The organism is Kineosporia succinea (genome assembly GCF_030811555.1).
Classification (GTDB): domain Bacteria; phylum Actinomycetota; class Actinomycetes; order Actinomycetales; family Kineosporiaceae; genus Kineosporia; species Kineosporia succinea.
The window spans coordinates 3,664,311-3,690,716 of record NZ_JAUSQZ010000001.1 but is presented as its reverse complement, the minus strand read 5'-3'; the positions used below and the strand labels follow the sequence as shown (position 1 = coordinate 3,690,716).

At 67.1% G+C, this 26,406-nt stretch carries 22 protein-coding genes, 1 tRNA gene and 1 pseudogene; 10 read left to right on the top strand and 14 right to left on the bottom strand.

Translation table 11 applies throughout. From position 1 onward, the window contains the following. Window positions 1–321: 321 nt before the first annotated feature. On the top strand, window positions 322–1,065 hold the full coding sequence (locus J2S57_RS16230) for a FadR/GntR family transcriptional regulator (RefSeq protein ID WP_307243577.1): 744 nt from the start codon (window positions 322–324) through the stop codon (window positions 1,063–1,065). A gap of 77 nt (window positions 1,066–1,142) precedes the next feature. Next, a tRNA-Arg gene (locus J2S57_RS16225) sits at window positions 1,143–1,217 on the top strand. A gap of 97 nt (window positions 1,218–1,314) precedes the next feature. On the opposite strand, the gene J2S57_RS16220 is transcribed toward J2S57_RS16225, so the two are convergent. The 4 genes from J2S57_RS16220 to J2S57_RS16205 all read right to left on the bottom strand — a co-directional run bounded on the left by J2S57_RS16220 (window position 1,315) and on the right by J2S57_RS16205 (window position 5,069). Further along, window positions 1,315–2,757 (bottom strand): tyrosine-type recombinase/integrase, encoded by a 1,443-nt coding sequence (locus tag J2S57_RS16220; protein ID WP_307243575.1) that lies wholly within the window; start codon window positions 2,755–2,757, stop codon window positions 1,315–1,317. Beyond that, window positions 2,757–2,942, bottom strand: a complete 186-nt coding sequence (locus J2S57_RS16215; RefSeq protein ID WP_307243573.1) for a helix-turn-helix transcriptional regulator — start codon at window positions 2,940–2,942, stop codon at window positions 2,757–2,759. Before J2S57_RS16215 ends, J2S57_RS16220 begins: the two co-directional genes overlap by 1 nt. Window positions 2,943–3,036: 94 nt before the next feature. After that, complete coding sequence (locus tag J2S57_RS16210; RefSeq protein ID WP_307243571.1) at window positions 3,037–4,140, bottom strand: AAA family ATPase; 1,104 nt, start codon at window positions 4,138–4,140, stop codon at window positions 3,037–3,039. Next, a complete protein-coding gene (locus tag J2S57_RS16205) occupies window positions 4,137–5,069 on the bottom strand; it encodes a bifunctional DNA primase/polymerase (RefSeq protein ID WP_307251058.1) in 933 nt (310 codons plus the stop codon). Before J2S57_RS16205 ends, J2S57_RS16210 begins: the two co-directional genes overlap by 4 nt. A 66-nt stretch (window positions 5,070–5,135) precedes the next feature. Here J2S57_RS16205 and J2S57_RS16200 point away from each other — a divergent pair, with 66 nt between their 5' ends. Further along, on the top strand, window positions 5,136–5,351 hold the full coding sequence (locus J2S57_RS16200) for a hypothetical protein (RefSeq protein WP_307251165.1): 216 nt from the start codon (window positions 5,136–5,138) through the stop codon (window positions 5,349–5,351). Window positions 5,352–5,412: 61 nt separating this feature from the next. Here J2S57_RS16200 and J2S57_RS16195 read toward each other — a convergent pair whose 3' ends face one another. The 6 genes and pseudogenes from J2S57_RS16195 to J2S57_RS16170 all read right to left on the bottom strand — a co-directional run bounded on the left by J2S57_RS16195 (window position 5,413) and on the right by J2S57_RS16170 (window position 10,228). Then, window positions 5,413–5,709 carry a hypothetical protein gene (locus tag J2S57_RS16195; protein ID WP_307243569.1) on the bottom strand — a complete coding sequence of 99 codons (297 nt, stop codon included), beginning with the start codon at window positions 5,707–5,709 and terminating at the stop codon, window positions 5,413–5,415. 207 nt (window positions 5,710–5,916) lie between these two features. Beyond that, window positions 5,917–8,127, bottom strand: coding sequence for a hypothetical protein (locus J2S57_RS16190; protein ID WP_307243566.1), 2,211 nt, complete (start codon window positions 8,125–8,127; stop codon window positions 5,917–5,919). A gap of 635 nt (window positions 8,128–8,762) precedes the next feature. Beyond that, window positions 8,763–9,176, bottom strand: a pseudogene (locus tag J2S57_RS35350) (ABC transporter permease); the annotation flags it as partial. A 65-nt stretch (window positions 9,177–9,241) separates the two neighbouring features. Further along, window positions 9,242–9,625: a hypothetical protein gene (locus J2S57_RS16180; protein WP_307243560.1), complete on the bottom strand. Its 384-nt coding sequence runs from the start codon at window positions 9,623–9,625 to the stop codon at window positions 9,242–9,244. Between the two features lie 76 nt (window positions 9,626–9,701). After that, window positions 9,702–9,971: a hypothetical protein gene (locus J2S57_RS16175; RefSeq protein WP_307243558.1), complete on the bottom strand. Its 270-nt coding sequence runs from the start codon at window positions 9,969–9,971 to the stop codon at window positions 9,702–9,704. Continuing rightward, window positions 9,968–10,228: a DUF6284 family protein gene (locus J2S57_RS16170; RefSeq protein WP_307243556.1), complete on the bottom strand. Its 261-nt coding sequence runs from the start codon at window positions 10,226–10,228 to the stop codon at window positions 9,968–9,970. The genes J2S57_RS16175 and J2S57_RS16170 overlap by 4 nt, the downstream gene beginning before the upstream one ends. Before the next feature lie 145 nt (window positions 10,229–10,373). Between J2S57_RS16170 and J2S57_RS16165 the strand changes: the two genes are divergently transcribed. Continuing rightward, complete coding sequence (locus J2S57_RS16165) at window positions 10,374–11,147, top strand: GntR family transcriptional regulator (RefSeq protein WP_307243554.1); 774 nt, start codon at window positions 10,374–10,376, stop codon at window positions 11,145–11,147. Beyond that, window positions 11,147–11,671, top strand: a complete 525-nt coding sequence (locus J2S57_RS16160; RefSeq protein ID WP_307243552.1) for a GNAT family N-acetyltransferase — start codon at window positions 11,147–11,149, stop codon at window positions 11,669–11,671. The genes J2S57_RS16165 and J2S57_RS16160 overlap by 1 nt, the downstream gene beginning before the upstream one ends. Window positions 11,672–12,019: 348 nt before the next feature. On the opposite strand, the gene J2S57_RS16155 is transcribed toward J2S57_RS16160, so the two are convergent. The 3 genes from J2S57_RS16155 to J2S57_RS16145 form a co-directional block, all read right to left on the bottom strand. Then, on the bottom strand, window positions 12,020–13,840 hold the full coding sequence (locus J2S57_RS16155; protein WP_307243550.1) for a hypothetical protein: 1,821 nt from the start codon (window positions 13,838–13,840) through the stop codon (window positions 12,020–12,022). A 111-nt stretch (window positions 13,841–13,951) separates the two neighbouring features. Continuing rightward, window positions 13,952–14,899: a hypothetical protein gene (locus J2S57_RS16150; RefSeq protein ID WP_307243548.1), complete on the bottom strand. Its 948-nt coding sequence runs from the start codon at window positions 14,897–14,899 to the stop codon at window positions 13,952–13,954. A gap of 521 nt (window positions 14,900–15,420) precedes the next feature. Continuing rightward, window positions 15,421–15,738 (bottom strand): hypothetical protein, encoded by a 318-nt coding sequence (locus J2S57_RS16145; protein ID WP_307243545.1) that lies wholly within the window; start codon window positions 15,736–15,738, stop codon window positions 15,421–15,423. Window positions 15,739–16,473: 735 nt separating this feature from the next. Between J2S57_RS16145 and J2S57_RS16140 the strand changes: the two genes are divergently transcribed. The 5 genes from J2S57_RS16140 (at window position 16,474) to J2S57_RS16120 (ending at window position 24,209) form a co-directional block, all read left to right on the top strand. Continuing rightward, complete coding sequence (locus tag J2S57_RS16140; protein ID WP_307243543.1) at window positions 16,474–17,349, top strand: alpha/beta fold hydrolase; 876 nt, start codon at window positions 16,474–16,476, stop codon at window positions 17,347–17,349. A gap of 252 nt (window positions 17,350–17,601) precedes the next feature. Then, complete coding sequence (locus tag J2S57_RS16135; RefSeq protein WP_307243541.1) at window positions 17,602–20,022, top strand: phosphoketolase family protein; 2,421 nt, start codon at window positions 17,602–17,604, stop codon at window positions 20,020–20,022. Between the two features lie 5 nt (window positions 20,023–20,027). Continuing rightward, window positions 20,028–21,119, top strand: a complete 1,092-nt coding sequence (locus J2S57_RS16130; protein WP_307243539.1) for an acetate/propionate family kinase — start codon at window positions 20,028–20,030, stop codon at window positions 21,117–21,119. 184 nt (window positions 21,120–21,303) lie between these two features. Next, window positions 21,304–23,328, top strand: a complete 2,025-nt coding sequence (locus J2S57_RS16125; RefSeq protein ID WP_307243537.1) for a hypothetical protein — start codon at window positions 21,304–21,306, stop codon at window positions 23,326–23,328. A 116-nt stretch (window positions 23,329–23,444) separates the two neighbouring features. Next, window positions 23,445–24,209: a cold-shock protein gene (locus tag J2S57_RS16120; RefSeq protein WP_307243535.1), complete on the top strand. Its 765-nt coding sequence runs from the start codon at window positions 23,445–23,447 to the stop codon at window positions 24,207–24,209. Window positions 24,210–24,211: 2 nt separating this feature from the next. Here J2S57_RS16120 and J2S57_RS16115 read toward each other — a convergent pair whose 3' ends face one another. After that, window positions 24,212–26,317, bottom strand: coding sequence for an acyltransferase family protein (locus tag J2S57_RS16115; RefSeq protein ID WP_307243532.1), 2,106 nt, complete (start codon window positions 26,315–26,317; stop codon window positions 24,212–24,214). Between the last annotated feature and the right edge of the window lie 89 nt (window positions 26,318–26,406).

Genomic DNA, 26,406 nt, shown 5'->3' with positions numbered 1-26,406 from the left:
CGATTTCCGGTTCGGCGACCACCGACGAAACCCCACTCGGCCGCGCCGGTGAGTCCGCGCGTCCACCAGCGCCCGCGTTTTCGATCAAAGAGCCCTGATGGTTGACGACATGGTCACCGGAGTCGTTGAGTCAACCAGTCACCCGACCGGTCACCAAACGGGCCGTGAACGTGGCAGGCTGGCCACAGTGGCAGCCGTCACGTCAAGAACCAGAAGCAAGATCCCGGCCTGCCCGGCGGCCGACCGCGGTCGGTGCCCGCCGGATCAGCGCAGCGCGACGACAGCTCTATCCGTTTTATCGGCGATTGGTAGGATGACGCGATGTCAGCCCCCGTGAGTGAGGCTCCCAGCTCGCTGCGTTCGACCCGGCGCTCTGGCCTGATCGACCAGGTCATCGAGCAGCTCCGCACGCAGATCACGTCGGGTTCCTGGGCCGTGGGCGAGCGCATCCCCACCGAGACCGAGCTGTCCCAGCTCACCGCCACGAGCCGCAACACGGTGCGCGAGGCCGTGCAGTCGCTGGTGCACGCCGGCCTGCTCGAGCGCCGTCAGGGCTCGGGCACCTACGTCCTGGCGGCCAGCGAGCTGGCCGGGGCCGTGAGCCGCCGGGTCGCGGGCGCCCAGCGCCGCGACGTGCTCGAGGTCCGCCGCACGCTCGAGGTCGGAGCGGCCCGTCTGGCCGCCTGCCGCCGCACCCCGGCCGACATCGCCGTGCTGCGCGAGCTCCTGGCCGGCCGCCAAAGTGCGCGCCTGCTGGGTGACGTCGACGAACTGGTGGCCCGCGACGTGCGCCTGCACCGCGCCATCGTGCAGGCGTCGCACAACCCGGTGCTGATCGACCTCTACGAGAACCTGCTCGGCGCCCTGCAGGAGAACGTCCGCTTCAACGTCGCCGTGATCGCCCCGGGCGACGACGACCACCACGACCTGGTGGAGGCGATCATCGCGGGCGACGCCGAGGCCGCGGCCGGCGAGACCACGACCTTCCTCGACGCGCTGATCGCGGGCAGCGACAAGGAAGACGTCCTGGTCGACCTGGACCTCGAAGTGAGCCTCGGCGACTGACCCGGGTCGGACGCGCGGGGCGAGGGCAACGCATTGGCGGTCGGGGCCGCCGGACTGCTAGTCTCGGGAACACCCGAGCCCCCGTAGCTCAGGGGATAGAGCGTCGCCCTCCGGAGGCGAAAGCGCAGGTTCGAATCCTGCCGGGGGCACCACCGCAGGACCAGCCAAAACAAGCCGCTGACCAGGCAGTATCCCGGTCAGCGGCTTCTGTTTTGAGTCCGGCCGTGTCCGGCCCTCAACGGCTCCTAACTAGCGTTCACGGGGAATGCGCGGGGAAGTCTGCGGGGAATACGCGGGGAAGTTTTTGGCCGGCCGGGTGCCCCTGGCGGCCGGCCCCAGCCCTAGCGCCGACTCCATCCGCCGCTGCATCTCCCCGGCTCCCCCGTCGAGACACTTCGCGTAGATCTTCAGCAGCACCTCCACCGAGTGGCCGGCCCACTCCGCGACCTGGGTCGGCGGCACCCCACCGTTGAGCCACGTGGACACCGCCGCGTGCCGCAGGTCGTACGGCACCGCCGCCAGCGGCGAGGCGGCCACCTCGGCCGTGAACGCGTCCTTCCGTGCCCAGCTCCACACCCGGTGCACGGTGCCCACCGGAAGCTCGTCCCGGTTGCGCTCACCCCAGAAGATCCGACCACCGGACTTCGGGCGGTAGAGCGCCAGGTGCTCGTTCAGCAGCAGCGTCAGCGGAGGCGAGATCGGGATGGTGCGCGTCTCGCCTCGGTCGCGCTGCTTGAGCTGTCGCCGATCGCGGTTCTCACCGGTGTTCGTCCACTCCTTGCCCGCGTAGGGCTCTGCGGACTCGATCGTCATCGAACCCCAGCCCTCCGCAGGTAGGACCAGGTTGGATCGTCGTAACGCCACGGCCTCTTCGGGACGCAGAGCCGCGTAGTACAGGCACCCGTAGAAGGCGACCATGTGCCGGCCCCAGCGACCTTGACGACGCACGCTGTCCAGCAGCGTCGCGGCCTGCCTCGGGTTGGCCACCCGCCGGCGGTCGACCGATCCGGACGACTTGGGCGCCGTCCACTTGAGCTTCGGTATCGGGTTGCTGGTGAGCAACTTTCGCTCCACCGCGTACTCAAGGGAGGTTCCGAAGATCTTCCGCCGGCGCGTCAGAACGCTACTGGCCATCGGTTCCCCGTCGAGCTTGAGCGTGAGCCCGTTCAGCACGGCCCGCAGCGTCTCCGGGGCCGACAGGGCCGCCACCGGTCGGCTGTTGCGCTTCACCCACGCCAGGGCAGCTTTCTGTTCTTCAGGCATCTTCGGGTCGGCCCGCTTGACGGTGTTGAAACCCCACACCCGCAGCACCGTACGGATCAGCTTCGGGTCGGGCGCCTCGGTCTTCAGCATCAGCATGGTCACCGCGGTCATGGCCTCGGCGTGCGTGCGGCGGGTGGTGGCCGCGACGTGCGGCCACTTCAGATCAACGAACTTGCACGCGTGGTCGTACCACTTCTCATCAACGCTCACCCGATCCATCGACAGCGGCCGGCCGGTGAGGACGTTGAACGCCTCCCCCTTGCGTGTGGCCGAGGTCAGCCCGGACCGGAAGCTCTCGGCCAGGGCCGAGGTCCGGAACGGCTCTCGCCATTCCTGGCCGGCCACCTTCCACCGCACCGTGTAGCTGGTGAGCCGCTTTCCCCGGTACACCTCGGTCTTCCAGATCTTCACATCGTAGGTGGTTTCCATCAGGCGGCCTCTTCCAGCGATTCGAGCCATTCAGCGAAATCAACCTTGCGGATGCGCAATTCACCGTTCGGGAGCTTGATACAGCGAGGGCCGCGACGCTTCGCGCGCCATTCGTAGAAGGTCGAGCGTCCGATACCCAGCTCTTGGCAGAGCTCGAACACGGTGAGGGTGGGTCGTCCTGCCACGGGTGGCTCCTTTGATCACCGATGCGGGATGGTGCCGTGCCAGACGGGGACAGTTCCGAGGGGGTGTCCCCGCTTTCAAGGACGTTCGTGCTGGTCAGAGCGATTCAGGGACACCGGGGACAGGAGGGACACCCCTGGTCGGGGTGTCCCCGTCGATGCCCGGGAAGGGGGCCGATCCCGGCATGGGAGCGGTGTACTTGCCTCCGGTGGCCGGCCAGATCTGGCCGGCGTCGCTCATGCGCTGCATGGTCTTCTTCACCGTCTCGACCTTGGCCCCGGTGATGTCGGCGACTGCCGTGGGACCGAGCGGTTTCGCGCTCTCCCGCAAGGTTTTCAGGATGGATGCGCGGGTGTCGCCGAGGCTGACTTCATCGGCCGGCCGGTCGTTCTTCAGCCAATGCCCGGTGTTCTGATCGTGCGTGAGGGCGATCTCGGCCTCTTCGACGTCTCGGCCGGTGATCGAGAGTGTTCCGTCAGCCTGCCCTCGGGGACGCTTGAGGATCAGGGTTGCGTCGGCGGCGCCGGCAATGCCGTTGGTGCCGCTGACTTCTTGGAGGAAGTCATCACTTCCGGCCTTGCGGACGTGGTGGATCAGCACGATCGCGATGCCGTAGTGATCGGCGATCTTCTTGATCCGTCCCACCGCCGCGTAGTCAGCGTCGTAAGCCGACAGGGACGGTGAGGCCGGGCCTCGGACCTTGGCGAACACGTCGATACCGATCATCCGGGCGTCGGGGTGCTGGTCGAGCCATTCAGCGATCGCGACGTCTCCGCCGGCGGGCATGGTCGGCCACTCGGTCGCCAGGTGCAGACCGGGTGGGGCCGGCCGATCGCCGAGCAGTTGGCCCATGCGGGACTTCAGTCGGCGCGGGGTGTCTTCCAGAGCCAGATAGAGCACCGGGCCCTGACGAACCGGGATCGAGCCCAGCGCCTTTCCGCCCGAGGCCACCGCGAGGCACGTCGACAGCAGCAGCCAGGACTTCGCCACCTTGGGCGGGCCGGCCAGCAGGGACACGCCCTCACAGATCAGCCCGGGAACGGCCCACTTCGGGGGCGGGAACTCGGTATCCATCACCTCGTCAGCCGTCCACAGCCGAGGCCGGAACACGCTCGGACTGTTGGGGCTCACGGCTTGCAGACGCCGGCCGCTCTGCGGAGGCTGGCCCTGGTCGTCCGGCACCGGACCGTTGGCGTTCATGCGGCAACTCCGGTGCTCGAGAGTGTGCGGGGACGACGGGCGCCGGCCCGAAGCCCTGAGGCGATCGTGCGGGTGGCCTCGGCCTCCGGTTGCCCGATCGCCAGCGCGGCCGGCAACAGAACGGCCGCTACGGTCTCGGCCGTCAGCGCGCCACCTGCTACGAGTTGCCCCAACTGCACCGCCGCCAGGTACAGGGCCCGGTTGTGCTGGCCCTCCCCTGAGGTCCGAACGGCCTCCACCGCGCCGTTCAGGGCCGCGTCGAGGTAAGCGCTGGCCCGGTCGGTGCCGCTGCGCCGAAGGCGGATCGGTGCGGGAGCGAGGATCGGCCTCGGCGTCAGGGCATCGGCCAGCCATTGCGGCAGAGGCAGCACCGGCGCCTCTTCGGCCAGGTACTCGCGGCCGGCAACGATCGTGGGCGGGGCGACGACGTAGCCGCCGTGGGCGCGGGTGTCGATCAGCCACCCGAGGTGGCCGGCCGTGCACCTGAGCTCCGCCTCGGGTGGGGAGGTGAAGTACAGGTGCAGGCCGCCGGAGCCTGTACGCACGGTGTGGGTGTGCCAGGGGCAGGGCTGGCCGGCGCGCTGGCACAGCAACGCGAACACGTCGGCGCCGTCGCTGACCCCCGGTTCGTTCCACTCGGCCGGCGGCCGGCCCTCCTTGGGCTGATCCAGGTCGATGACGACCAAGCCCGAGGGGCCGGTGGCGATCCCGATCCCGTACGGGGCCCGGGTCCAGGCCGCGGTGATCCGGGCCGGGTCCGTGGTGGCGCGTTCCTCCCACGGCACGTGCCGACCCGCGCGCCGGCACCTCGGGTCGCGGCCGTTGCATTGAGCCTCGGCGTGGTCGGGGAATGCCGGCCGCTTGTCGTTCGGTCGCAGGGGAAAGACGTGCCAACCTCGGGCGGCGTAGGTTAGGGCCGCAGCGACCAGGACGTCACGCTGCCCCCGACGACCCGCCAGGGTGCGCCCCGTGTCTCGGCCGGTACGGTCCGAATCATGAGCAACAACCGATCCGACGGACGTCTGAGCCCCCGATGGTGGTGGTTCCTGCTGGCCAGCGTGGTTCTGGCTGAGGTCGGGGTTGCCCTCGTCGCTCTGGACAACTTCCTCAGCGGTGACACCCAAGGCGGAAGTCTGCGCGTGGTGGTCGTGATTGTCTTGGGCGCGGTGTTCCTGTCCGTGCTGCGCCGGACCAAGCCCGGTGACTCGTGAGGTGTTCACGCTGACTCCTGTTGCGGTGAAAGCTGATGGGGACGCGGGTTGTTGGGTTGGGTCACCACCGGCGGCGTCGGCGCGGTGTGAGGGGACGCGGGTCGCCGGGGATGTTGGACCACCGGTTGCTCGGGTCGGTGTTCAGGTGCTCGAGCACCTTTCGTCCCGGGCGCACGGCGCGGCCTGTGCCGGCGCATTTGGTGCACTGACGGAACCCGCCGCCGGTGAGGCGGTTGTGCCGCACGCCGCGGCCTGCGCAGCGTTTGCAGGGCCGGAACGGGAAGATCATCACGACGAGCGCGTACAACAGTGCGTAACCGATAGCGGCGAGGATGAGGAACGCGGTAACGGTGCTCACGACAGCCTCCGACCCCCACGGATGGGGTTGGTTTCGGGTTTTGGGCGTGGTTAGCCGCACCGGTGGCGAGTTAGGTTTCTAACCCGCCACCCGTGAGCGGCGAAGGTGGGGTTGAGCTGCGAAGAGTTCGGAGTTAACTCGGTTAGATCGAGCCTGGTCAGCGGCCGAGCCAGCTGTTTCAGCCGGTGTTACGGCACTGGTGCGGGCCTAACTGGCCAGCAGGGCCGGCCCGTCGCCGTCGTCCTCGTCCGGGGCGGTTTCGGGATCGGGGCGGCGGTCCAGGGCGTCACGGACGGTGGCCGGGTCGAGGGGGTAGCGGTTGCCGGTCGAGGGGACCTTGATCCCGTGATCGGTGGCCAGGATCGCCCGCAGGTCCTTGCCGGTCAGGTCCCGGTAGGCACGCCACGCGGGGAACGCCCGAGCCAGCAGCGCCGGCACATCAGCCACCCGCACCGGGTCGGCGCCGAGCACCTGGTCCAGGTCGGCCAGCAGATCCCGCGTGGCCGGCCGATTCTCGACTGTTCGGGTGCGGCCGGTGCCGGGAACGGGCCGGCCTCGGTCGGCGATGAGCTTGAGGGAGCGGGTGATGATCGGGGTGATCTGGTCGTTAGCCTTGTCGATCTCGATGAAGTACACCTGAACGATCTCGGAGCGCTGACCCGAGAATCCCTTGACCACAGCGGTTCCCCGGTCCGTGCCCGGGATCAGCTCGGTCGCCCGGTGCCCGCCCCGGTAGGCGCCCTGGCCGAGGAGTGCGTCATTGGCCACGTGGTCGCCGACGGCGAAAGCGATCCCGTTGGAACAGTTCCGGGTCACGTCACGGGGAATCGAGTCCTTCGTCGGTGCCTGGGTCGAGACGAACAGGTGAATGCCCCGCTTGCGGCCGAGACGAACGATGTCGATCGCGAGCTTCTGCGCCTCCTTGCCGAGCTCCGGGTGCTGGAAGAGCACGTGCGCCTCTTCCAGCAGGCACAGCAGCGGATGCAGCCCGACATCCTTGCTGGCCAGCTCCCGCGTGACGGCCGGGATCTGGTACTTGATCAGCAGCTCGCCACGCGACTGAACCTCGGCGTGAAGGTCCCGCAGGTCCTGAACGATCTCCTCTAGCCGTTCATCCTCGGCGCCCATCACGTACCGGGAACACCTCGGCGCGAACGCCTCGAAGTCGAAGTTCGCATCCGGCACCCAGATCCGAAGCTCCGCCGTGATGTCCAGGGCAGCGCCGGCGAACGCCACCCGGGCCGAGGTCGACTTCCCCTGACCGGGCATCCCTCCCCCGATCGTGTTGCGTTCCATCACCGGCATCACTACCGGAATGCCTCGCAGGGTCTTGCCGAACGGGACGCCCTTGAACACGTCGCACTTGCCCTCGGCCAGCAGCGGGTACTCCCCCGCGCCCTCAGCCAGTGCGCCTTTGTCAGCCACCCACAGATCGAGGATGCCGGCCTCGCTGCCGGTGGTCGGCCACACCTCCTTGGCCTGCCGGTAGAGCCCGCCGGCCAACGGAGCCCGGCGCGTGGCGATCTGCTCCGCGGTGACGCCGGCGGGCAGTCGCACCACGGCGTGCGTGCCGCGACCGTCGCGCCGGGCGGGAGTGATGAACTGCAAGGGAGCGACTTTCAGCGCGTCCTTGATCTGCGGGATCCGCAGGGCCAGGAGCGCCTGAGCGATCGTGTGCTCATCGATCGCGACGTCCAGGTCCGCCTCAGACGCGGTGGCCAGCCACGACGGCAGCGGAGCCCGCCGGCGTCCCTCATTCCACAACGCGACCAGCAGCACCCACGGCGCCGCCATGACCACCGGCGTCCACGCCACCGTGACCGCAACGGCCACGAAGTTCACCAGCGCCAGGAACCCGTTCACGGGGCCCAGCAACATCCCGACATCCTTACGGGCACACGCCAGCAGCACACCGAGACCGAGAAGGAAGAAGAACAGCGCGAACGTCCCCACGACCAAGCCCTTGGCCAGCACGAACGGTGCGGCGATCCAGTCCATCGTTCGCCGGTGGCGGGCGTTGCGGAACGCCTCGGCCCGCGTCTCCCACTCCGACAGCAACTCAGCATTGCCCGCCATCTCGGCCTGCCGCATCATTCGCTGATGACGAGACGTCGTGCCCGCCTCCCACAACCGCCGAGTGACGCTGAGAGCGCCACCGGGGATGTAGAGGGCATGACGCGCAACCAGTTTCGACGCAGCAACGCTGCGATCACTCGTGATGACCGTCCGGACCACCTTGATCCCGGACACAGCACCGGACGCTGCCACCTCACGGACCGGGGACAACACCACGCCTTCCAGGACCTCCCCGCCGGTCGCAGCAGTGGAGCCGACGGCACTCGAATTGTCCGGGTGCATGTCCGCCTCGGTGTCCGGGTTGTTGTCCGGTTCCGTCGTCAGCCGGCGCACCAAAGCCATTGCGGGCAAGGTGGGGTCAGGGGTGCCGTAGGCCGGTCCCGCAACCCGACCGGGGTCCCGGGCGGGATCGTTCGCTTCACCAGTGGTGTCCATCGTGCATCCCCTTCCGTGGGCAGTGGTCAGGCCGCGAGATCCGGCGTCTGGTCCGCCTCGACCGGCGCGATTGCGGTCGGGGCGATTGCGGTCGGGGCGTTGAGGTGCCGTCGCACCGTCCGGTCGGTGACGCCGGCCTTGGCCGCGATCTTCTCGACCGTCCAGTCCGGGTGCTTCGCCCGCAGGTCCCGGATCTTGGTGCCGGCATCGACGCGCCGAGGCTTCCGGGTGCTCGCACCGGGGCGTCCCTCAGTACGGGCTTCGGGGACGGGCAGGTTCCACTCCGGGTGACGAGCGTTCATCACGTTCACGAGATCGATCAGCCGGGACAGCGAATCCTCTTCACGGGAAAGCTCCCCCACCGCGACAGCGGCGTCGTCAGTCTCCGGTTCCTCACCATGTCCGGGCTCAGCCAGCACATCGGCCGTCTCCGCCGCGGTCTCTGCGATCGGGTCCGGGTGACGCTCTCGCACCGCGTTCGCGATCACCGAACGCTCGGTCCATGCCTCGGCGGCATCCAGCGCCGGGACGTCCTCGGCCTGGTGCTCGTTCACGAGGTGGTACAGCGCCGCGCCCATCCCCAGCACAGCAACCGGCAGACACGCGACCACCGCCGTGATCTGCCACGGAGCCGACACCATGCCCGCCGCAGACATCAGGTGATAGGCCACCTGGCCGGCCGCACCGAGGGCCAGCGATCCCAGCGCCGAGGCGCGAGCGAACCGCGTCGCCCGGGTCGAGGTGCCGCCGGCCAGCCACACGTTCAGCGCGTAAGCGGCGTAGGTCTCGACACCGACCGGCAGCGTGATCGCCGTATCGATCGTGAGGGCGTCCCAGATCCCGGGCAGCGGCTGCACTTCACCGAAGCCGGTCAGTCGGCCCAGCTCCACCCAGCCCGACCAGATCGCCACGAACGCCGGCAGAGCCAGCAACAGCACGGGCCACGCGCGGCGTCGCCCCTCAACCACCGGCGCGATCCGCCCGTCATTGGTTGGCGCCATCTCATTGCTGTCCAGCGTCATTATTTGGTCTCCCGCTCCGTGGTGATCCCGGTCAGATGCGAAGTCACTCGGCGCATCTCGTTCAGCCGGGCCGTCAGCACCTGTACTTGCTCGATCGCCTCGACGGCCGTCGTCCTCAGCACCGCCAACTCGCCGGCCACATCGGCGCTCTCGTCGTGCCCCACCGCCCCGGCCTGCGCCGCCCGAGCCAGCCACCCGTACCCCTGCCGGATTGCTTGCTCCGAGCCGGCAACCATCGCGGTCAGATTGGCGATCACGGCATCCACATCGGCCGGCCATACGTACCCGCCGGCCGTTCGCAGCGTCGCGTGATTGAGCGACCGCACCGCCTCGGCCGCTTCGTCGGCGTACTGGTCGGGCGTCTTGTTCATCCCCGTGTTCATGCCGCCTCCCGGAATCGCTCGTCGTCGAAGCCAGCCATGCGAGCCACCGCCTCACCAGCGATCTGTTCGGCCGGCATCAGCACGCCCGCCCGGTGTCCTTGGCCAGCAGCAACCCGTCAGACCGGCCGCTGTCGATCCCGTACTGAAGCCGCTCGTTCAGGCACCGGACCTCAACCACCCGCGACGCTGGCGGCTTGCTGTCCCAGTGACCGCTCACCAGCAGCGCCCCGAGTGTGATCGCCGGTGCGCAGCAGAGCGTCGCCAGGTAGCCAAGCAACGCCCGACGCAGGGCCAGTGAGGCGTGCCGCGGCGCTGAACTGCGGATATGCGCGGTGATCGCGCTCACGCCGCAGCCCCGCCAAGTGGTCCACCGCTGAACCAGTCGGCGTCGGTCGCGACCAGGCGGCGTGCCATCTCAGTTGCGCCAGTCAGAGCCTGGTCCAGCCGCCGACGCCCCAGCTCGGATGCCACTTCATCACCCGTGATCGCCAATGCGATCTCGGCATCCACCACCGCCAACTCGGCCAAGATCAACGGCCATTCGGCCTCGATCTCACGCAGCTCGCGTCGACTCGGCCCGTTCAGTGCCCGCCAGGAATGCATTGGGTTCCCCTTCCGTTGCCTAACTGGCTTAAGCCAGTAACTGGCTTGAGCCAGTTATAGACGTCCAGGCGGGGGAGAGTCAACAAGTGGCTTGAGCCAGATCGCCTAGACTCCTGATCACAGGACCGAACGGAGAGCCCAGCCCATGACCACGCAGCGCGAGTTGCCCCCGAGTCGCCGCATCGCCGAGACGCTGCGCCGGGCAATCGCGGACGGCACCTACCAGGAGGGAGACAAGCTCCCCTCGGAACGGGTGCTGGCCTCGACCTATGGCGCAGCGCGCAACACCGCCCGTGAGGCGGTGAACATCCTCGCCACCGAGGGTTTGGTGGACGTCCGACACGGATCGGGCGCCTACGTTCGCAAGCAAGTTCGGATGATTCGCCTTGGCGCAGAGCGGTACTCAGAGCGAACGCGCCGCGAGACCGGCCTGTCGCCGTTCCGAGCCGAAGCACTCAAGCAAGACAAGACCGTGCGGGTCGACGTGCCCGACATCAGCCGCGTGGTCCCGCCGGCCGTCGTCGCCGAACGCCTCGCGGTTGATCCGGAGTCGAAATCCGTTGTCCAGCGCGTCAATCATTACTACGCCGACGAGGTTCCGGTGCAGATCGGGATCACGTACATTCCGTGGGAGATCGCCGAGGGGTCAGTGCTTGCCACCCACGCCAAGACCGGCACCGGAAGCATCTACGCCCGGTTCGCCGAACTCGGCCACAAGATCACCAACGTCCGTGAAGAGATCTCCGCACGGATGCCCCGCCCCGATGAGGCCGCGATCCTGCGCACTCCCCCGGGCGTCCCTGTCCTCGATGTCGTGCACACCGGCATCGATCAGGACGGAAAGCCTTTCGAGGTAACCAACTTCATCATGCGTTCCGACTTGACCGGGCTCGATTACTCGATGGCTGTAGAGGACTGATGGCAGACACCACCACATCCCGAATCCGCCCCCGCACCGCCGACGACCTTCCCGGCCTCGGCGACCTCCTGGTCCGCGTGCACGAGCTGGACGGCTACCCCGTCGAGGGCGTGGCCGACCCAATTGCGTGGCTCACGTCGGACAACGAGTTGGCCGCACTCACCGCTGAGAAGGACGGCCAGGTCGTCGGGCACGTCATGCTCAGCTACCCGACCGAGGGCGACGCGGCTGCGACCGAGTGGGCACGCCGCGAGGATCAGCCGCTGGACGCGATCGCCGTTCTCGGTCGGCTCTTCATCGCTCCCGAAGCACGCGGGGAAGCCCTCGGCGCACGGCTGACTGACTCAGCCACCGAGATCGCCCGCCGACTCGGCCGGCGCGCGGTGCTGGACGTGATGGCGAAGGATAAGGCCGCGATCCGCACCTACGAAAAGCTCGGATGGGAGCGCATCGCCGAGGTAGAGCACACCTTCGGCGACGGCCAGAGCGTGCCGGCCTATGCCTATGTCTCCCCCTTGGAGTAACCCACAGACTCCCCTGTTCGCCGGCCTCTGACGGGGAAGGGCCGGCGAGGCGCGCGGGGGAAACGTCGCCGTCCGGGGCCTGCGCGAATCAGGCTCCGGACGGCGACCAGCAAGCAGGGCAGCCCGTACCGGCTCGCAACCAACCGGACTGCCCGACCAACCGCCCCCACCGTGCCGGTGAACACGGGGTCCTGGCACCGTGGGGGCAACCATCGTGGCGCGCTGACACTCCCTCCGTCGAGTCGCGTCACGGCAACAGGCTCCGGCCGCGTCCCCACGCTGTTGGCTTACCAGCGCCGGACGCGGCCGGAGTCGTATGGCGACTCGCTGATAGTTTTCACTCCTGACTCAGCCTTGCTTATCGCCTTCCCTGTGCGGCAGGCCCCGCCAAGTAATACCGAATCGTTTTAGGGGACGCCGAAACCGTGGTTTCTTAATTTTCTTGAACGCAAATCTGAAAAGTGATCCGAGAAATCCCATCAGAAGCACCGCCAATAGCGTCTGATAAACGCGTAGTGCAAGCGCGTGGGCATCTCCCTCGTAACCGCCCAGAATGTTTATACCGGATCTCGGCAGAGAGACTAGAAGAGCGATGGATTGATCGATCGGAGGAAGCGCAAAGAATACGGCAGCAACAGATCCTAGCCCGGTAAGGATGGTGTCGCGCCGAACGTTTCTCAATGCCCTACGTGCCTCAATCAAAGAGCTCAATGACGAGATCCGATCTAGCACATGCTGATATGAACGGTCCAGATCTTGCGAGTCCGACAAGTATTTAACCATGTCGCTTGCCGACCCAAATCCGATTTCCGAACTCCTAAATTCATGCAGCCCAAGAGCAATGCGCAACTGCGCTTGATTCAAAGACCGAACATTCAAGTTCGCATCGAAGAATCTTTTCAATTGCTCTAGCTGGGAGAACCGGAGCAGGAAACTGTCGATAACGGCAAGAGTCCACAAGTCTTCGGATACTTCCCGACCATGGTCGATCCAATTCCAGTGCAAGCGAAGCATGTTTCCCGGGTTAAGGTATACCGAATCGCTTTCCGTTAAAGACCAATCCTTAGCGAGGAGGTTGGCGACGGTACCCGAAGTGGCATTACCGTACCGCTCAAAACGACCGACCAAGCCCGCCAATTCTGCCTTGTGTCGCGAAAGCCACCGCTTCCTATTCGCACAGCAACCAAGTGCATCAACGCACAGCGAGTGATAGCACATAAAATAACCTGGTGAAGACGGCGACCGCAACGAGTGCCGTATAGCGTACGCGTAGAAGTTAAAAATATCTTCAACGGTAAGCCCCCCTTCAATAGCCAGAGACTTCCAGGTAGTTCCTCTCGTCGTCTCTGGGAGCCACGTTCCCGGAACATCTTCAGCCGTGCGTTTGAAAGGGCGCGAACTAAATTCGAGAACTTCCCTACTGAGGATTGCTGTTTTAAACCGCATCCTTGCGCCATTATTGACTTCGAACATCTCTGAGGTATTCAGACTTGCAGGCATCGGTATTGCGACCGTAAGTAGAGCAACCCCCGATCGATGAATTAACAACGTCATGAGGCTTTCACCTTCAAAAGACTGATTGCCATCATTCAAGCCGGCGAGGGGTAGGGAAAAATCAAACTGTCGCAAGGTCAAGCGCACAAAAGGTGTCGAATCCAGATACGCAGGTGAATAGAAGCTGCGATCCCGATCCGCCATAGTACGAAGGGTCTCCTGCATCGAGTCCATCGAGCTGTCAATCATGTCGATGACCTCACCCATGGATTCGCTGATGGATTTCTCCTCCACCGCCTGCGATTCCGTTTCGTCTCTGCGCCGGAACGCGCTGAAAGAAACCTTGCCGAGAATCCTCAGCGCAAAGAGAGGATTCTTGAGAGACCAACTTGCCAAAGCCGTGAGGCTTCCGCTCCTCGCTGCCTCAGATAGTCTCGCGAGCGAACGGGCTTGCCTTCTTGCATCTTGTACATTTGCAAAGAAGTCGGCTACGCGAACTTCATCCGTAGCAGGAGCTATAGCTGTCTCGGCTAGACCGCTCTGCAATAGGGCTTTGGCAATGGAATCTACATCAACGCCATCAGAGTTCAAGGTAAAGGAATAGGTGAAGTAGGTAACTGCACTGCTATACACGGCTTCATGCCGCTTTTGCAGCCCTAGAATGGCCTGCATCATCCTGGCTATCCTTCCATGTTCCGATAGTAGTTGCGCGCGCCTTCCAAAGCTCGGAACATACGCCCTATTTAGAGACACTCGACATACAGGAGACGCTTGCGTCTGAGACAGTCATATCATTTCGGTTAACGAGGGATCCGAACTTTCAAAACTTTTGAGCGTCATTTTGCGTAAGGCCTCACCCTGCTGAGAGTCCCAATCTCCTCCAGCAGAGGAGACGTCCCAGTCGTATGGAACTTGCGGTAGCTCTCGCTGCAACTCGCTCACGATTCCACGAAGACCGTCGACTATGATGTTAACCCCCGAGTGATACCGCCGTAGAGACCCCTCGTCGGGTTGAGTATCAGCTCGAATGTTCTCTAAATCATTTCTGACATCCGCAGCGGACTTTGCAACCTGGTCGACACGAATATCTATCAAATCTGCTGGCATATGGCGACCTAGTGACCGAGAGAGATGCTTCAAGCTGTTCGGCGTTTGGAGATAGCACAAAGGGTTCCATCTGGCCATTAGCAGCCTCGAATCCGAATCTTCAATGATTTGCAATACAAGGCTCACCTGTGCCCAGTCGCTGGCTAGCATCTCCAAAGCTTCGTGCCACGAGGCAGGCCTCCCCGTCGTCGTCTCTGCCATGACATGCTTACGAAGGGGCAAACTCCCGTCTGGGACGATAGTACGAAGAGATGCCATCGCTTCTAGCAAATTCAACCGCAGAAGAAAAATCAAATTTAAAATATAACGATCGACCGCCCGAACCAGTTCTTCATCGTCTCGCCTTAGACGCCAATTTCTCACGAAAATGTTGGTCACCAGGAGACCTGGACCGAGGACTATAAGGCTGGCCAGAACGTTGACACTCGCGTCATAGCCGCGGAAGTCGGCGCCATCGATGTACCAAGCCAGCCAGGCGGATAAACCACTGACTAGCAACGCTAAGGCCACTAATTCACGGGGGAGAGCGTCCCCTGCCCGCTCACTCAAAAACCGAGAGATAATCATTTTGGCAGCAGAAGATACTTGAAAAAGCATTCTCCGCGCTTGAACGTAAAGACTCTTCATTAAAGGCTCACATTAGGCTGTACGTCACATTTACGATCTGTGCCTGTTCGCATTCCCAATGGCCACCTCACATCGTTGTTATGATTCGCGCAGTATATTCACACGCTACCGACCGGGGGAGGTTTTGCCGCAAGTTGGGTGTTAGCGCAATACGGTTGCTGCCTTCGAAGCGCCAGTGAGTTCTCCGGTAGCAGCAGGGCATAGCTTGGCTCAGCGACCAGTCGGCCATGGTTTAGCGAGCCCTTCGGCCTCTCTGAAAACACCGAGGCGGGGCATCAGGTCAGGGAAACACGACCTCATCCATCGACGCCGACCCGCACATTGTCTGTCAGAGACTGACCGCCCTATGAACTCCTACGGGCCGAGACGAAAGGGGGCCGACACACGAGGTCACTACGTTTGCCCAGTGGGGACAGTCGTAGCTGAGTGTCCCCACTGTCCCCACTGTCCCCGAATCGCTCTGACCAGCGCGAATGCAAGGGATCAGGGGACACCCCTCTAGCTTGGGTGTCCCCTGATATTCAGTGGGAGGGATCAGGCGGAGTGATCCGAGCAACCATCGCTGTCAGGGTTTCGACCTGAACGACCAGGCCCCCAACCGCCTGAGCGATCCCTTCGATGGCGCGCCCGTGAGCGGCCTGGATCTGCCCTTGCTCCAGCTGCGTCTCCCGCAACGCGTTCAGCGTCCCTACGTGAGCCCGCAGCGCCCCACGGAACTCGCTCACGTCCCGGTCGGCCATGCTCGCGACCGTACGCGTCACTGCGGCTTCCTCACGCAGGCGCGACAGCTCGGTCTCGACCTCGGACACTCGGCCCCGCAGCTCGTCCAGTTCGCTCACGGGACCAAGTTTCCCACGCAGGCCCGCCGGCCGTCAGCCCGTCGCGGACGCCTGTGGATAAACCGGCTGAAACAGTCGGGGCCAGTGTTCCAGCCGTCCCCACGGGGAATGCGCGTGGAAGTTGGCGATCCTCCCCCAACTCAACCAGCATCACCGCAGGCCAGGGGCATACAGGGCCTTACGGTCACCTTGCCCTCCGGAGGCGAAAGCGCAGGTTCGAATCCTGCCGGGGGCACTTCCTTCAGAAGTGCACGAATGGCCCGCTGACCAGGCAAAACCTGGACCGCGGGCCATTGTCGTGTATCCGGCCCTCAACGACGTCCAGCTGGCGTTCACGGGGAAGTTCTGACCGGCCGAGCGACCTGGGGCCACGACCCACCCAAGGTCAGCTTCGCCGCCCGCCCTCGGCTTCAAACACATCGATCTTCTGCCCGGCCCGCGCGCCAACAGTGCCTTCGACGTCAACACCGTCCGCACGGCCCAGCAGAGACCACCTCGGCCTGGCCCCCGAAACCCGCCACCCGGCTCGGTTTCGCCCTCATGATCCTTCAGACCATGACCTCACGAGCCCTCCGCCCGCCCCAACGACAGACTGATTCGCGACCACGAGCAGGACATGCCCGCCACCGGGGCCGGCGATCCCGGGACTGATGCGCGCTTCGTCGGCCATCAGCTTGTTAGGGTAACCTAACTCGAACGGGAATCCGGGCATCACCGGCGAGGAGCAGAGGCCACATGCACGTCCAGGGCTCCTCCCACGGCGCACGCCTCCCCGACGATCGCTACCTCTTCTACGTGCGACACGAGGGCCGGCAAAACCCCGGCACCGTCGCGGTCTTCGAGTCCGGCCTGGGCGGCACCCGCAGCTACTGGGCCGCCACCCAGCAACTCCTGGCGGGCGAACTCACCACCGTCGCCTACGACCGCGCCGGCCTGGGCCGCAGCTCCCCCACTCAGCACTACTCGCTCCCGCATCGCGCCGCCGATCTCACCGCCCTCCTCGACCACGTGCTGCGTCCGGGCCAGAAGGCGATCCTCGTCGGGCACAGCTGGGGCGGCCCGATCATCCGCGTCGCCGCGGCCGCGCGGCCCGCACGCATCGCCGGCCTGATCCTGGTCGACCCCACCGACGAGGCCTGCGACCTCTACTTCAGCAAGGCCGCCCGGCGCCTCGAACGGCTCGGCCTGCTGCTCAGCGTGCCGATGGCGATCACCGGCCTGAACCGTCTCGGCGCCCGGACGTTCCTCAGCCGGTTCCCCGACGAGGCCGCCGCGGACATGCGCGCCGAGGCCTTCACGGTCGCCGCCGCCCGCGCCTACCGAGGTGAGCTGCGCACCCTGAGCCGCGACCTCGCGTCCCTCAAGCAGACCCGGCCAGACCCCGAAGGCTTCGTCACCACCATCATCTCCGCCGCCCAGCCCTCACCCGGCATCAACGAGAGCCGAGTCGCCGCGCTGCAGGCCGCCCACCGGGTCCGCGCCGAGGCGACCGGCGCGCGACATGTGCTCGCCCACCGGTCGGGCCACCTCGTCCCTCTGCTCGAACCTCAGGTCATCGTCGACGAGATCCGGCGCACGGCCGAAACCCAGCCGACTCACGGCACTTTCTGAAAGGACCAGAGTCCCGGGCCGGCCGCCCGCAAGTGCGCAGTTGTCATCGAACGCCTGACCAGAACACCGGATGTCCGGACACGAAAATCCCCGGAAACCGCTGTTTCACGAGGGCAGACCCGCACAGGACCCTCGGCGCCGGAGATGAGGACCGTCGGAGACCCGCAGCCGGACGTAAGTCCTGTTGGCACCACCGTGAAGTCACGGGAGGATCGAACCGGATCAAACGATTCGAGAGGAGCGGTCCAGGCGATGACCGAAGCCATGACCGACACAAGGCTCACGAACGAGAACCCCCTCACTCCCGAGGAACTCGCGGGCCTCGACGCCTACTGGCGCGCGGCGAACTACTTGTCCGTCGGCCAGATCTACCTGCTCGACAATCCCTTGCTGCACGAGCCTCTGGTGGCCGGGCACATCAAGCCACGACTGCTGGGCCACTGGGGCACCACGCCGGGCCTGAACCTGATCTACGCGCACATGAACCGGCTCATCAAGCAGCGCGATCTCAACGCCATCTACATCACCGGCCCCGGTCACGGCGGTCCCGGCCTGGTGGCGAACGCGTACCTCGAGGGCACCTACAGCGAGGTCTACTCGCACATCACGCCCGACGAGACCGGTCTGCGTAAGCTGTTCCGCCAGTTCAGCTTCCCCGGCGGAGTCCCGAGCCACGTGGCTCCCGAGACGCCCGGTTCGATCCACGAGGGCGGCGAGCTCGGCTACGCCCTGGTGCACGGCTACGGCGCGATCTTCGACAACCCCGACCTGATCGCCCTCACGGTGGTCGGCGACGGTGAGGCCGAGACCGGCCCGCTGGCGGCGAGCTGGCACTCCAACAAGTTCGTCGACCCACGGCGTGACGGTGCGGTGCTGCCCGTGCTGCACCTGAACGGCTACAAGATCGCCAACCCCACGCTGCTGGCCCGCATCCCCGAGAAGCAGCTGGTCGCGCTGATGGAGGGCTACGGCCACAAGCCGTACCTGGTCACCGGCGACGACCCGGAGCAGGTGCACCAGGCCTTCGCCGCCGCGCTGGAGTCGGCACTCGACGACATCGAGACCATCCAGAGGCAGGCCCGCACCGGGAACCCGCAGAGCGAACCGGCCTGGCCGATGATCGTCCTGCGCACCCCCAAGGGCTGGACCGGGCCGAAAACGGTTGACGGCCATCAGGTCGAGGGCTCGTGGCGTTCGCACCAGGTGCCGCTGTCGGGCACCCGCAACGACGATGCCCACCGCGCCCAGCTCGAGGAGTGGCTGCGCAGCTACCGCCCGGAGGAGCTGTTCGCCCCCGACGGTTCCCTCAAGCCCGAGCTCGCCGCCCTGGCCCCCGAGGGCGACCGGCGTATGAGCGCCAACCCGCACACCAACGGTGGCCTTCTCACCAAGGCCCTGCGGCTGCCCGACTTCCGCGACTACGCCGTCGACGTGAAGGAACCGGGGGTCACCTCCAGCGAGGCCACCCGCCAGATGGGCATCTGGCTGCGCGACGTGATGCAGGCGAACCCGACCAACTTCCGGCTGATGGGCCCGGACGAGGTCGCCTCCAACCGGCTCTCCCCGGTCTTCGAGATCACCGACCGGGCCTGGGACACCGGCACCGTGGAGGGTGACGACCACCTCGCCCCGAGCGGCCAGGTGATGGAGGTCCTGTCCGAGCACCTCTGCCAGGGCTGGCTCGAGGGCTACAACCTGACCGGCCGGCACGGCCTGTTCACCTGCTACGAAGCCTTCATCCACATCATCGACGCGATGTTCAACCAGCACGCGAAGTGGCTGAAGACGACGTCGGAGATTCCCTGGCGCCGGCCCATCCCGTCGCTGAACTACCTGCTGACGAGCCACGTGTGGCGTCAGGACCACAACGGGTTCTCGCACCAGGACCCGGGTTTCATCGACCACGTGGTGAACAAGAAGGCCGAGGTCGTCCGGGTCTACCTGCCGCCGGACGCGAACACCCTGCTGTCGGTCACCGACCACGCGCTGCGCAGCACCAACTACGTGAACGTCATCGTCGCGGGCAAGCAGCCGGCCCTGAACTACCTGACGATGGACGAGGCGATCGCGCACTGCACCCGGGGCCTGGGCATCTGGCCGTGGGCGTCGAACTGCGACGGCGAGCCGGACGTGGTGCTGGCCTGCGCCGGTGACATCCCGACCCTGGAGACGCTGGCCGCGGTCGACCTGCTGCGCCAGCACCTGCCGGAGCTGAAGGTCCGCGTGATCAACGTGGTCGACCTGATGCGCCTGCAGTCCGAGTCCGAGCACCCGCACGGGCTTTCCGACAGCGAGTTCGACGCGCTGTTCACCGCCGACAAGCCGGTCGTGTTCGCCTACCACGGCTACCCGACCCTCATCCACCGCCTCACCTACCGGCGGCGCAACCACAGCAACATCCACGTCCGCGGGTACAAGGAGGAGGGCACCACCACGACACCGTTCGACATGGTGATGCTCAACGACCTCGACCGCTACCGGCTGGCCATGGACGTCATCGACCGGGTGCCCTCTCTCGGCAGCAGCAAGGCCGTGCTGAGGCAGAAGCTCGACGACGCCCGGATCACGGCCCGCGCGTACACGCGGGAACACGGCGAGGACGCCCCCGAGATCGCCAACTGGTCCTGGCCCTACAGTGACACCGACGCAAGCGGTAGCAGCGAGCAGGAGTAATAACGATGCACGTACTGGTGGTCAACGCGGGCTCGTCGAGCCTCAAGGTGCGGCTTCTCGGCGACGCCGACGAGGTCATCGGCACCGTCGACCTACCGGCGGACACCTCGGGATTCGACATCGCCGAGCTGTCGCGGGCCCTCAAGGAATGGCCGGCGCCCCAGGCCGTTGGCCACCGGTTCGTGCACGGCGGAACGCTGTTCAGCGGGCCCGCCCTGATCGACGACGGGGTGATGGAGCAACTGCGCACCCTCACCCCGCTCGCTCCTCTGCACCAGCCGAAGTCGCTCGCGGGTCTCGAGGCGGTGCGTCAGCTGCTGCCCGACGTGCCGCACGTGGCCAGCTTCGACACGGCCTTCCACAGCACCCTCGACGCCGGGGCGTACACCTACGCGATCCCGGTCGAGTGGCGGGAGAAGTACAGCATCCGCCGCTACGGGTTCCACGGCCTCTCGCACGCCTACGCCTCGGCCCGGGCCGCCGCCCTGGCCGGTCGCCCGGTGTCCGAGATGCGCACGATCGTCTGCCACCTGGGCGCCGGGGCCTCGCTCTGCGCGGTCCGGCACGGCGAGAGTGCCGACACCACGATGGGTTTCACGCCGCTCGAGGGTCTGGTCATGGCCACCCGCTCGGGCACGGTCGACCCGAACATCGTGCTCTGGCTGCAGCAGCAGGCGGGTCTGTCGGCCGAGGATGTCGCCCAGGGCCTGGAGCGTGAGGGCGGCCTGACCGCCCTGGCCGGCAGCAATGACATGCGTGACGTCGAGGCCGGGTACGAGAAGGGCGAAGAGCGTGCCGTTCTCGCGCTCGACACCTACGTGCACCGGCTGATCAGCAGCATCGGCTCGATGATCGCGTCGGCCGGTGGCATCGACGCCCTGGTCTTCACCGGTGGGGTCGGCGAGCACTCGGCACTCATCCGCGGCAAGGTGGCCACCGCCTTCGGCTGGGCCGGTGTGCTCGTCGACGGCGCACTCAACCACCAGGCCCACAGCGACCTGGAAATCAGCGCCGAGAAGGCGCCGGTGCGCACCTTCGTGGTGACGGCCCGCGAAGACCTGCAGATCTCCGGAGAGGTCCGCGGCCTGCTGGCCTGAGCCCCCTCGTGATCATGCGGAACCTCCGCCGGGAGGTTTCGCATGATCACGTTCTGTTTGTGCACCCAATTCTCTTCAGTCACAGGAGTTAGGGCGTGTCGCACTCTCGATGGTCACGCAGCGTCGAGAGAATGGGGCCTCCTGATTGCTGGGAGTAGTTGAAGAGCCTGAGGGGGCCACCGCCGTGATCGACGTGGACGTGCTGTCGACCGCGGCAGACCTGCAGGAGTTCGACGCCGCGACGCTGGCCGCCTACTGCCACACCGACGAGTCCCGCGTGATGGTCGTGCTCGACCAGCACGGCGACCTCTTCGCGAAGCGCAACCCTCGTCACCAGGCCGCTCCCAGTTCACCGCGTTACCGCGTGCTTCATCCCGACGCTCTGGCCCGCCGGATCTCCTCGTTCGCCAGCGCCTCCGCCTTCGCCCCCTCGCCCTGGTTCGGTGGCCCCTCGGCTCCCCTCCCGCACGGGGTCACCTCCCCCATGGCGGACGCGCCGGTCACCGGCCCCTCCGGGCCCACCTTCCACACGGCGAACCTTCAGCCGGACCTCCCTCCCGCGTCGTCCGGTTTCTCCAGGGACGACTACTTCACGGCCCCGTCCTTCCCCGACCCGACGCTCGACGACGTGCCCTTCGCCGGCCGGCCCTCCGCCGGTCAGCCCCCGGCGGTGGCCGATCTGCGCGACCACCCGGCTCCCCCGCGCGCCACCGACTCCCGTGACGTGCCCCCCTGGAACCCGCCGACGGTGGACACCCACACCACCGACCTCCGCGGCTTCGACACCCCACCCACGAGTTCCGGCAACGGCCCCACGGTGCGTCCGTGGACCCCGGCCACCGCCGACCTGCGCGACCTCGACGCCCGTGGCCACGAACTCCACCGCGCCGCCTCGTCGCCGAACACCCACGACGCGTCCGCCGCGGCCGCTGACCTCCGCGCCCCCGACCCCCAGGGTCTTGCCCCGGGTACGTATACGACGAGCGCGCGCGACGTCCGGCCCCAGAACCGGGCGAGCGCTGCGGATCCACGCGGGTCGGCCGAGGACGCCCCCCGTTCTCACGCCCCGCAGGGGCGAGGGGGGCCGGGAGGTGACCGCGACGTCCGCCGTTCGGCCGCGACCACCGACGCGCCGCGGGACGCCGACGCCAGCCGCACCCGCCCCCGGCCACCGCGCCCGACGCCCCGGCCGCGCCGCCCCGAGCGCGGCGACCAGACCGCATCCCGTTTCGCCGCAGGCGGTTTCACCAGTGGCGGGTACACCAGCGGGGGCTACACGACGTCCGGTGCGAGCACCCCGCGCACCGTCCTGGGCGGAAACTCCCCGGCCGGAAACACCGCGCCCACCAGCGTGTCCCCGCGCGCACCCCACCAGCCGCGCAATCCCACCGCGCGCAACCAGACTCCTCGTGACCAGGCCGCCCGCAACGCCGGTCCCCGCAACCCTGCCCCCTGGAACCGGCCCGCGCCCCACCTGGAACAGCACCCGCCCCGCGACGACAGGGGCGCCACACACCCCTTCCCGGCCGCCCCGAACCCGGCCCGCCCGGACGCCGCGCATTCAGACATCGCACGACCGGACACCGCGCGACCACGACCGCCCCACGCAACCCGGCCACCGCGTCCTGCGGCATCCCCCGAGACGCAACCGGCGCGTCCGCCGTCGCCGGCCCCGCGCAGCCCGAGACAACCGCCGCGCGCGCCGCTCCCGCAACTGGGCGCCCCCAGCGTCCGCAGCAGCAACAGCCTCGGCGGCAGTCCGGGCAACAACTCGGGCAGCAACGTGGGCGACGAGACCCCCGACCGGCTCGAGGTCATCCACACCCGGGCCCCCGAACCACCCACCGATCCCCGCATCACCAACGCCGAGAACAGCCTGCTCGCCTGTGCCCGGGAGACCGATCCGGAGGCGCGGCACGCCCTGGCGTCGGCCGCGATGGGCGCCCTCAGTGAGTGCGTGCCCAATCTGCCGCGGGACGGGGCCCTGCACACCGCGGAACTTCCGCCCCGTCTGAGATTCGCTCTCACTCTGGCGACACTCACATTGATCGAGAGCACCGGGCAGCCCATCGCCCGGAAACTCCTGATCTCCGCCTACGACGACGCGGCGGCCGTGGCACAGGAGTTTCTCCCGGCCCGGCAGTCCGACCTGATAGCCCGTTTCCGGGCCCTGGCCTCGGGCCGTTCGGCGGATTATCCGACCGCCTGAACGGAACCGAAACTCACCTGACATCGTTATACCTGGTGATACTCGCGAGTCATTTCCCGCCTCCCGACGGCAAGTTCTCGCAACCCGCCTGACCAGGCATTCTGATATCTGGAAGAGTGTCCGGCAGAAGGAATCCGCGAGGACGGACCCGCTATTATCGGCCACCTCGCGCACCTGACGACGAGAAGGATGCGACTGCTGTGGCGACAGGAAAGATACTGCGGTTCGACGAAATTCGTGGATACGGCTTCATTGCCCCGGACGCCGGTGGTGAAGACGTCTTTCTTCACGCGAACGCACTGCTTGCAGAAAAGCATCAGTACCACCCGGGAGTTCCGGTGGAGTTCGACGTGATCGAGGGCGAGCGCGGCCTCAAGGCCACGGCCGTGAGGGTGATCAAGGGCCGTCCGGTGGTACCGCCGGTGAGCACCGCGCCCGCGAAACCGGCCGGTCCCGTGCCCTCGCCGGCCGTGCAGGCCCCCTCCACCCACGGGCCCACCGCGCAGCCGCATCCCACGCCGAGCCCGGCCGCCCAGCCGCACACCAGCGTGGCCAACGGCTCCGTGGCCACAGCCGCCCCGCCGGTGCCCACACCCGCCTCGGTGCCCTCTCCGGCCACCCTGGCCGCCGCGTCCCAAGGAGCGGCCGTGCCCACCCCGGGCTCCGCCACGATCGCTCCGCAGCGCACGGCGGCGAGCGCCGCTCCGGTGGCCAACGGGGCCGTCCGGCCGGCCGCCCGCGAGGTACTCACGGCCGACACGCTGAACGCCGAACTGGCCGAGGTGTGCCTGGAATCGGTGCCGAGCATGACCGGCGAGCAGATCACCCAGCTGCGCCGCGCGGTGGTCACGCTGGCCCGGCGGCACGGCTGGGTGGAGTAGCCCTACTTGAGCTGCCTGAGCCGTAGCTTCTCGCCCAGGATGGGCCCGAGGAACTTCGCGTAGACCTGTGTCACGTGGCTGTCGTCCTGGTACACGAGCATGTTGCCGACCACCGTCGGGCAGCCCTTCGGGGCGCAGAACCACGGCATCGGGTCCACCACGGTGCCACCGATGTCCTCGATCATCTCCTCGATCAGCTTGCGCCGGTCGGGGGCCGTGGTGGCCTGGCGCTCGCTGGCGGCGCAGTCGGAGATCTCGGTGGGCTTGGTCGACAGGCACTCCGGCACGTTCACCTTGGGCCAGGCGCTGTCCTCGAGGTAGACGACCTGGGCGCCGGTGGCCTGCATGGCCTCGGCGTTGCGGCGCCAGCCCTCCACCCAGCGGTCGTCCTGCGAGCCCTCACCGTTCAGGGCCTCGCCGCCGTCCGCGTTCGCCGACATCACCACCACGGCGGGCTTCATCGCCTGCACCCGCTTGAGGATGTCGCGGCGCCACTGGATGCACTCGGTGTAGTCGCGCTTGGTCAGCTCCAGGTAGATCCGCACGTCGGCGGCGGTGCAGGCGCTCTTGGTGAAGCTGGCGAAGCGCCACTTCTTCTGCTTGGCGACCTGGTTGAGCGCGGGCCACCACTGGGCCGCGTGCGAGTCCCCGAACAGCACCACGGTGCGCTTGCCCCGGGGATCGCCGAAGTTCTCGCAGCTCTTCGGCACGTCCTTGATCTCGAGCTCCTGGTGGCAGCCGTCGTAGTAGACCGGCGGCAGGTCCCGGGCCGCACCCTTGAGGCTCGGCGTCAGGTTCTTCGGCAGGTCGTCGACCTTCAGCGACGCGCTGAGCTTCTGCTCGAGCTGCTTCTCGCGGGCGCTGGTGCTGCCGGTCAGCTCGACCCGCCCGGCGTTCACCGTGCCCTCCGGGGTGCGGTCGGGCAGCACCGGCACCAGCAGGGACACCACCGCGGCCACCACCATGAGTCCCAGCCCGGTGAGCGCGTTCACGCCCCACCCGGGACGCTCGCGGCCGAGCTCGTGCAGGGGGCGCTCGACCATCGCGTAGCTGATCACGGCCATCAGGTAGGCGCAGCCGGCGGCGGCCAGTTTCTTGCCGGTGCCGAAGTCCTCGTCCAGCGCGTAGGGGGCGATGAGCAGCACCGGCCAGTGCCAGAGGTACCAGGAGTACGAGCGGGCGCCGATCGCGCGCATCACGCCGTGGCTGAGCAGGCGCCCGCTGACGGCCCGGCCCGCGGCGATCACCAGGAACGCGCCGAGCACCGGCAGACCCGCGTGGTACCCCGGGAACGGGGTGCGGTCGTCGAAGTTCATCGCGGCGACGACGATCAGGCCGAGGCCGATCAGCCGTACCAGCGAGGCCAGGGCGTCGGGCAGCCGCGGCGTGTAGGGCAGGGCGAGCGCCAGCAGGGCTCCCGCGCCGAGTTCCCAGGCCCGGGTCGGGGCCCCGAAGTAGGCCCAGTTCGCGAGCTCGTCGGTGGACAGCACCGACCAGGCGAACGACCCGGCGGTGACCAGCGCGATCACCGCGACGAAGGCGGCCCGGCGCTTCAGCAGCACCGCGGTGAGCACCAGCAGCAGCGGGATCACCAGGTAGAACTGTTCCTCCACGCCGAGCGACCAGAAGTGCTGCAGCGGTGAGGGCAGGTCCCCCTCGCCGCGGTACTCGGTGCCGGTCGCGGCGAGCCGGTAGTTCAGCACGTAGCCGGTCGCGGCCAGCCCGTCGGTGGCGATGTCCTTCAGCCGGACCGAGGGCAGCCACCACCAGGCGGCCAGCAAGGTGGCGACGATCGTCAGCGTGGCCGCGGGCAGCAGCCGCATGCCGCGGCGGGCGTAGAACCGGCCGATGTGCAGCCGTCCCGTCGTCTCCACCTCGCGGGCCAGGTGCCCGGTGATGAGGAAGCCGGAGATGACGAAGAAGACGTCCACGCCCACGTAACCGCCGCTGAACGCGCTGACGCCGCAGTGGTAGAGCACCACCAGGATGATCGCGACCGCACGCAGACCCTCGATGTCCGGCCGGAACTCCGGTTTCGCGGGGTGGGGTTGCGGGTCGATCTTCTCGGGTGAGAGCGTGGTTCCGAGAACAGTCGATGCGTGAGGCACCCACCGGTTATCGACAGACCTGCCCCCGGCCTGAGCCTCAGCCGAGGGTGGTTCTCTGATCCGTCCGGGTGATCCGGGTCCTCAACTGT

What these genes read in the sequence shown, in the direction of transcription:
- J2S57_RS16170 (WP_307243556.1), bottom strand. Translation starts at nt 10,228, where the DNA reads ATGCATTCCTGGCGGGCACTGAACGGGCCGAGTCGACGCGAGCTGCGT.
- J2S57_RS16130 (WP_307243539.1), top strand. Translation starts at nt 20,028, where the DNA reads ATGCACGTACTGGTGGTCAACGCGGGCTCGTCGAGCCTCAAGGTGCGG.
- J2S57_RS16135 (WP_307243541.1), top strand. Translation starts at nt 17,602, where the DNA reads ATGACCGAAGCCATGACCGACACAAGGCTCACGAACGAGAACCCCCTC.
- J2S57_RS16220 (WP_307243575.1), bottom strand. Translation starts at nt 2,757, where the DNA reads ATGGAAACCACCTACGATGTGAAGATCTGGAAGACCGAGGTGTACCGG.
- J2S57_RS16230 (WP_307243577.1), top strand. Translation starts at nt 322, where the DNA reads ATGTCAGCCCCCGTGAGTGAGGCTCCCAGCTCGCTGCGTTCGACCCGG.
- J2S57_RS16210 (WP_307243571.1), bottom strand. Translation starts at nt 4,140, where the DNA reads ATGAACGCCAACGGTCCGGTGCCGGACGACCAGGGCCAGCCTCCGCAG.
- J2S57_RS16140 (WP_307243543.1), top strand. Translation starts at nt 16,474, where the DNA reads ATGCACGTCCAGGGCTCCTCCCACGGCGCACGCCTCCCCGACGATCGC.
- J2S57_RS16165 (WP_307243554.1), top strand. Translation starts at nt 10,374, where the DNA reads ATGACCACGCAGCGCGAGTTGCCCCCGAGTCGCCGCATCGCCGAGACG.
- J2S57_RS16200 (WP_307251165.1), top strand. Translation starts at nt 5,136, where the DNA reads ATGAGCAACAACCGATCCGACGGACGTCTGAGCCCCCGATGGTGGTGG.
- J2S57_RS16155 (WP_307243550.1), bottom strand. Translation starts at nt 13,840, where the DNA reads ATGATGCAGGCCATTCTAGGGCTGCAAAAGCGGCATGAAGCCGTGTAT.
- J2S57_RS16190 (WP_307243566.1), bottom strand. Translation starts at nt 8,127, where the DNA reads ATGGCTTTGGTGCGCCGGCTGACGACGGAACCGGACAACAACCCGGAC.
- J2S57_RS16150 (WP_307243548.1), bottom strand. Translation starts at nt 14,899, where the DNA reads ATGAAGAGTCTTTACGTTCAAGCGCGGAGAATGCTTTTTCAAGTATCT.
- J2S57_RS16180 (WP_307243560.1), bottom strand. Translation starts at nt 9,625, where the DNA reads ATGAACACGGGGATGAACAAGACGCCCGACCAGTACGCCGACGAAGCG.
- J2S57_RS16160 (WP_307243552.1), top strand. Translation starts at nt 11,147, where the DNA reads ATGGCAGACACCACCACATCCCGAATCCGCCCCCGCACCGCCGACGAC.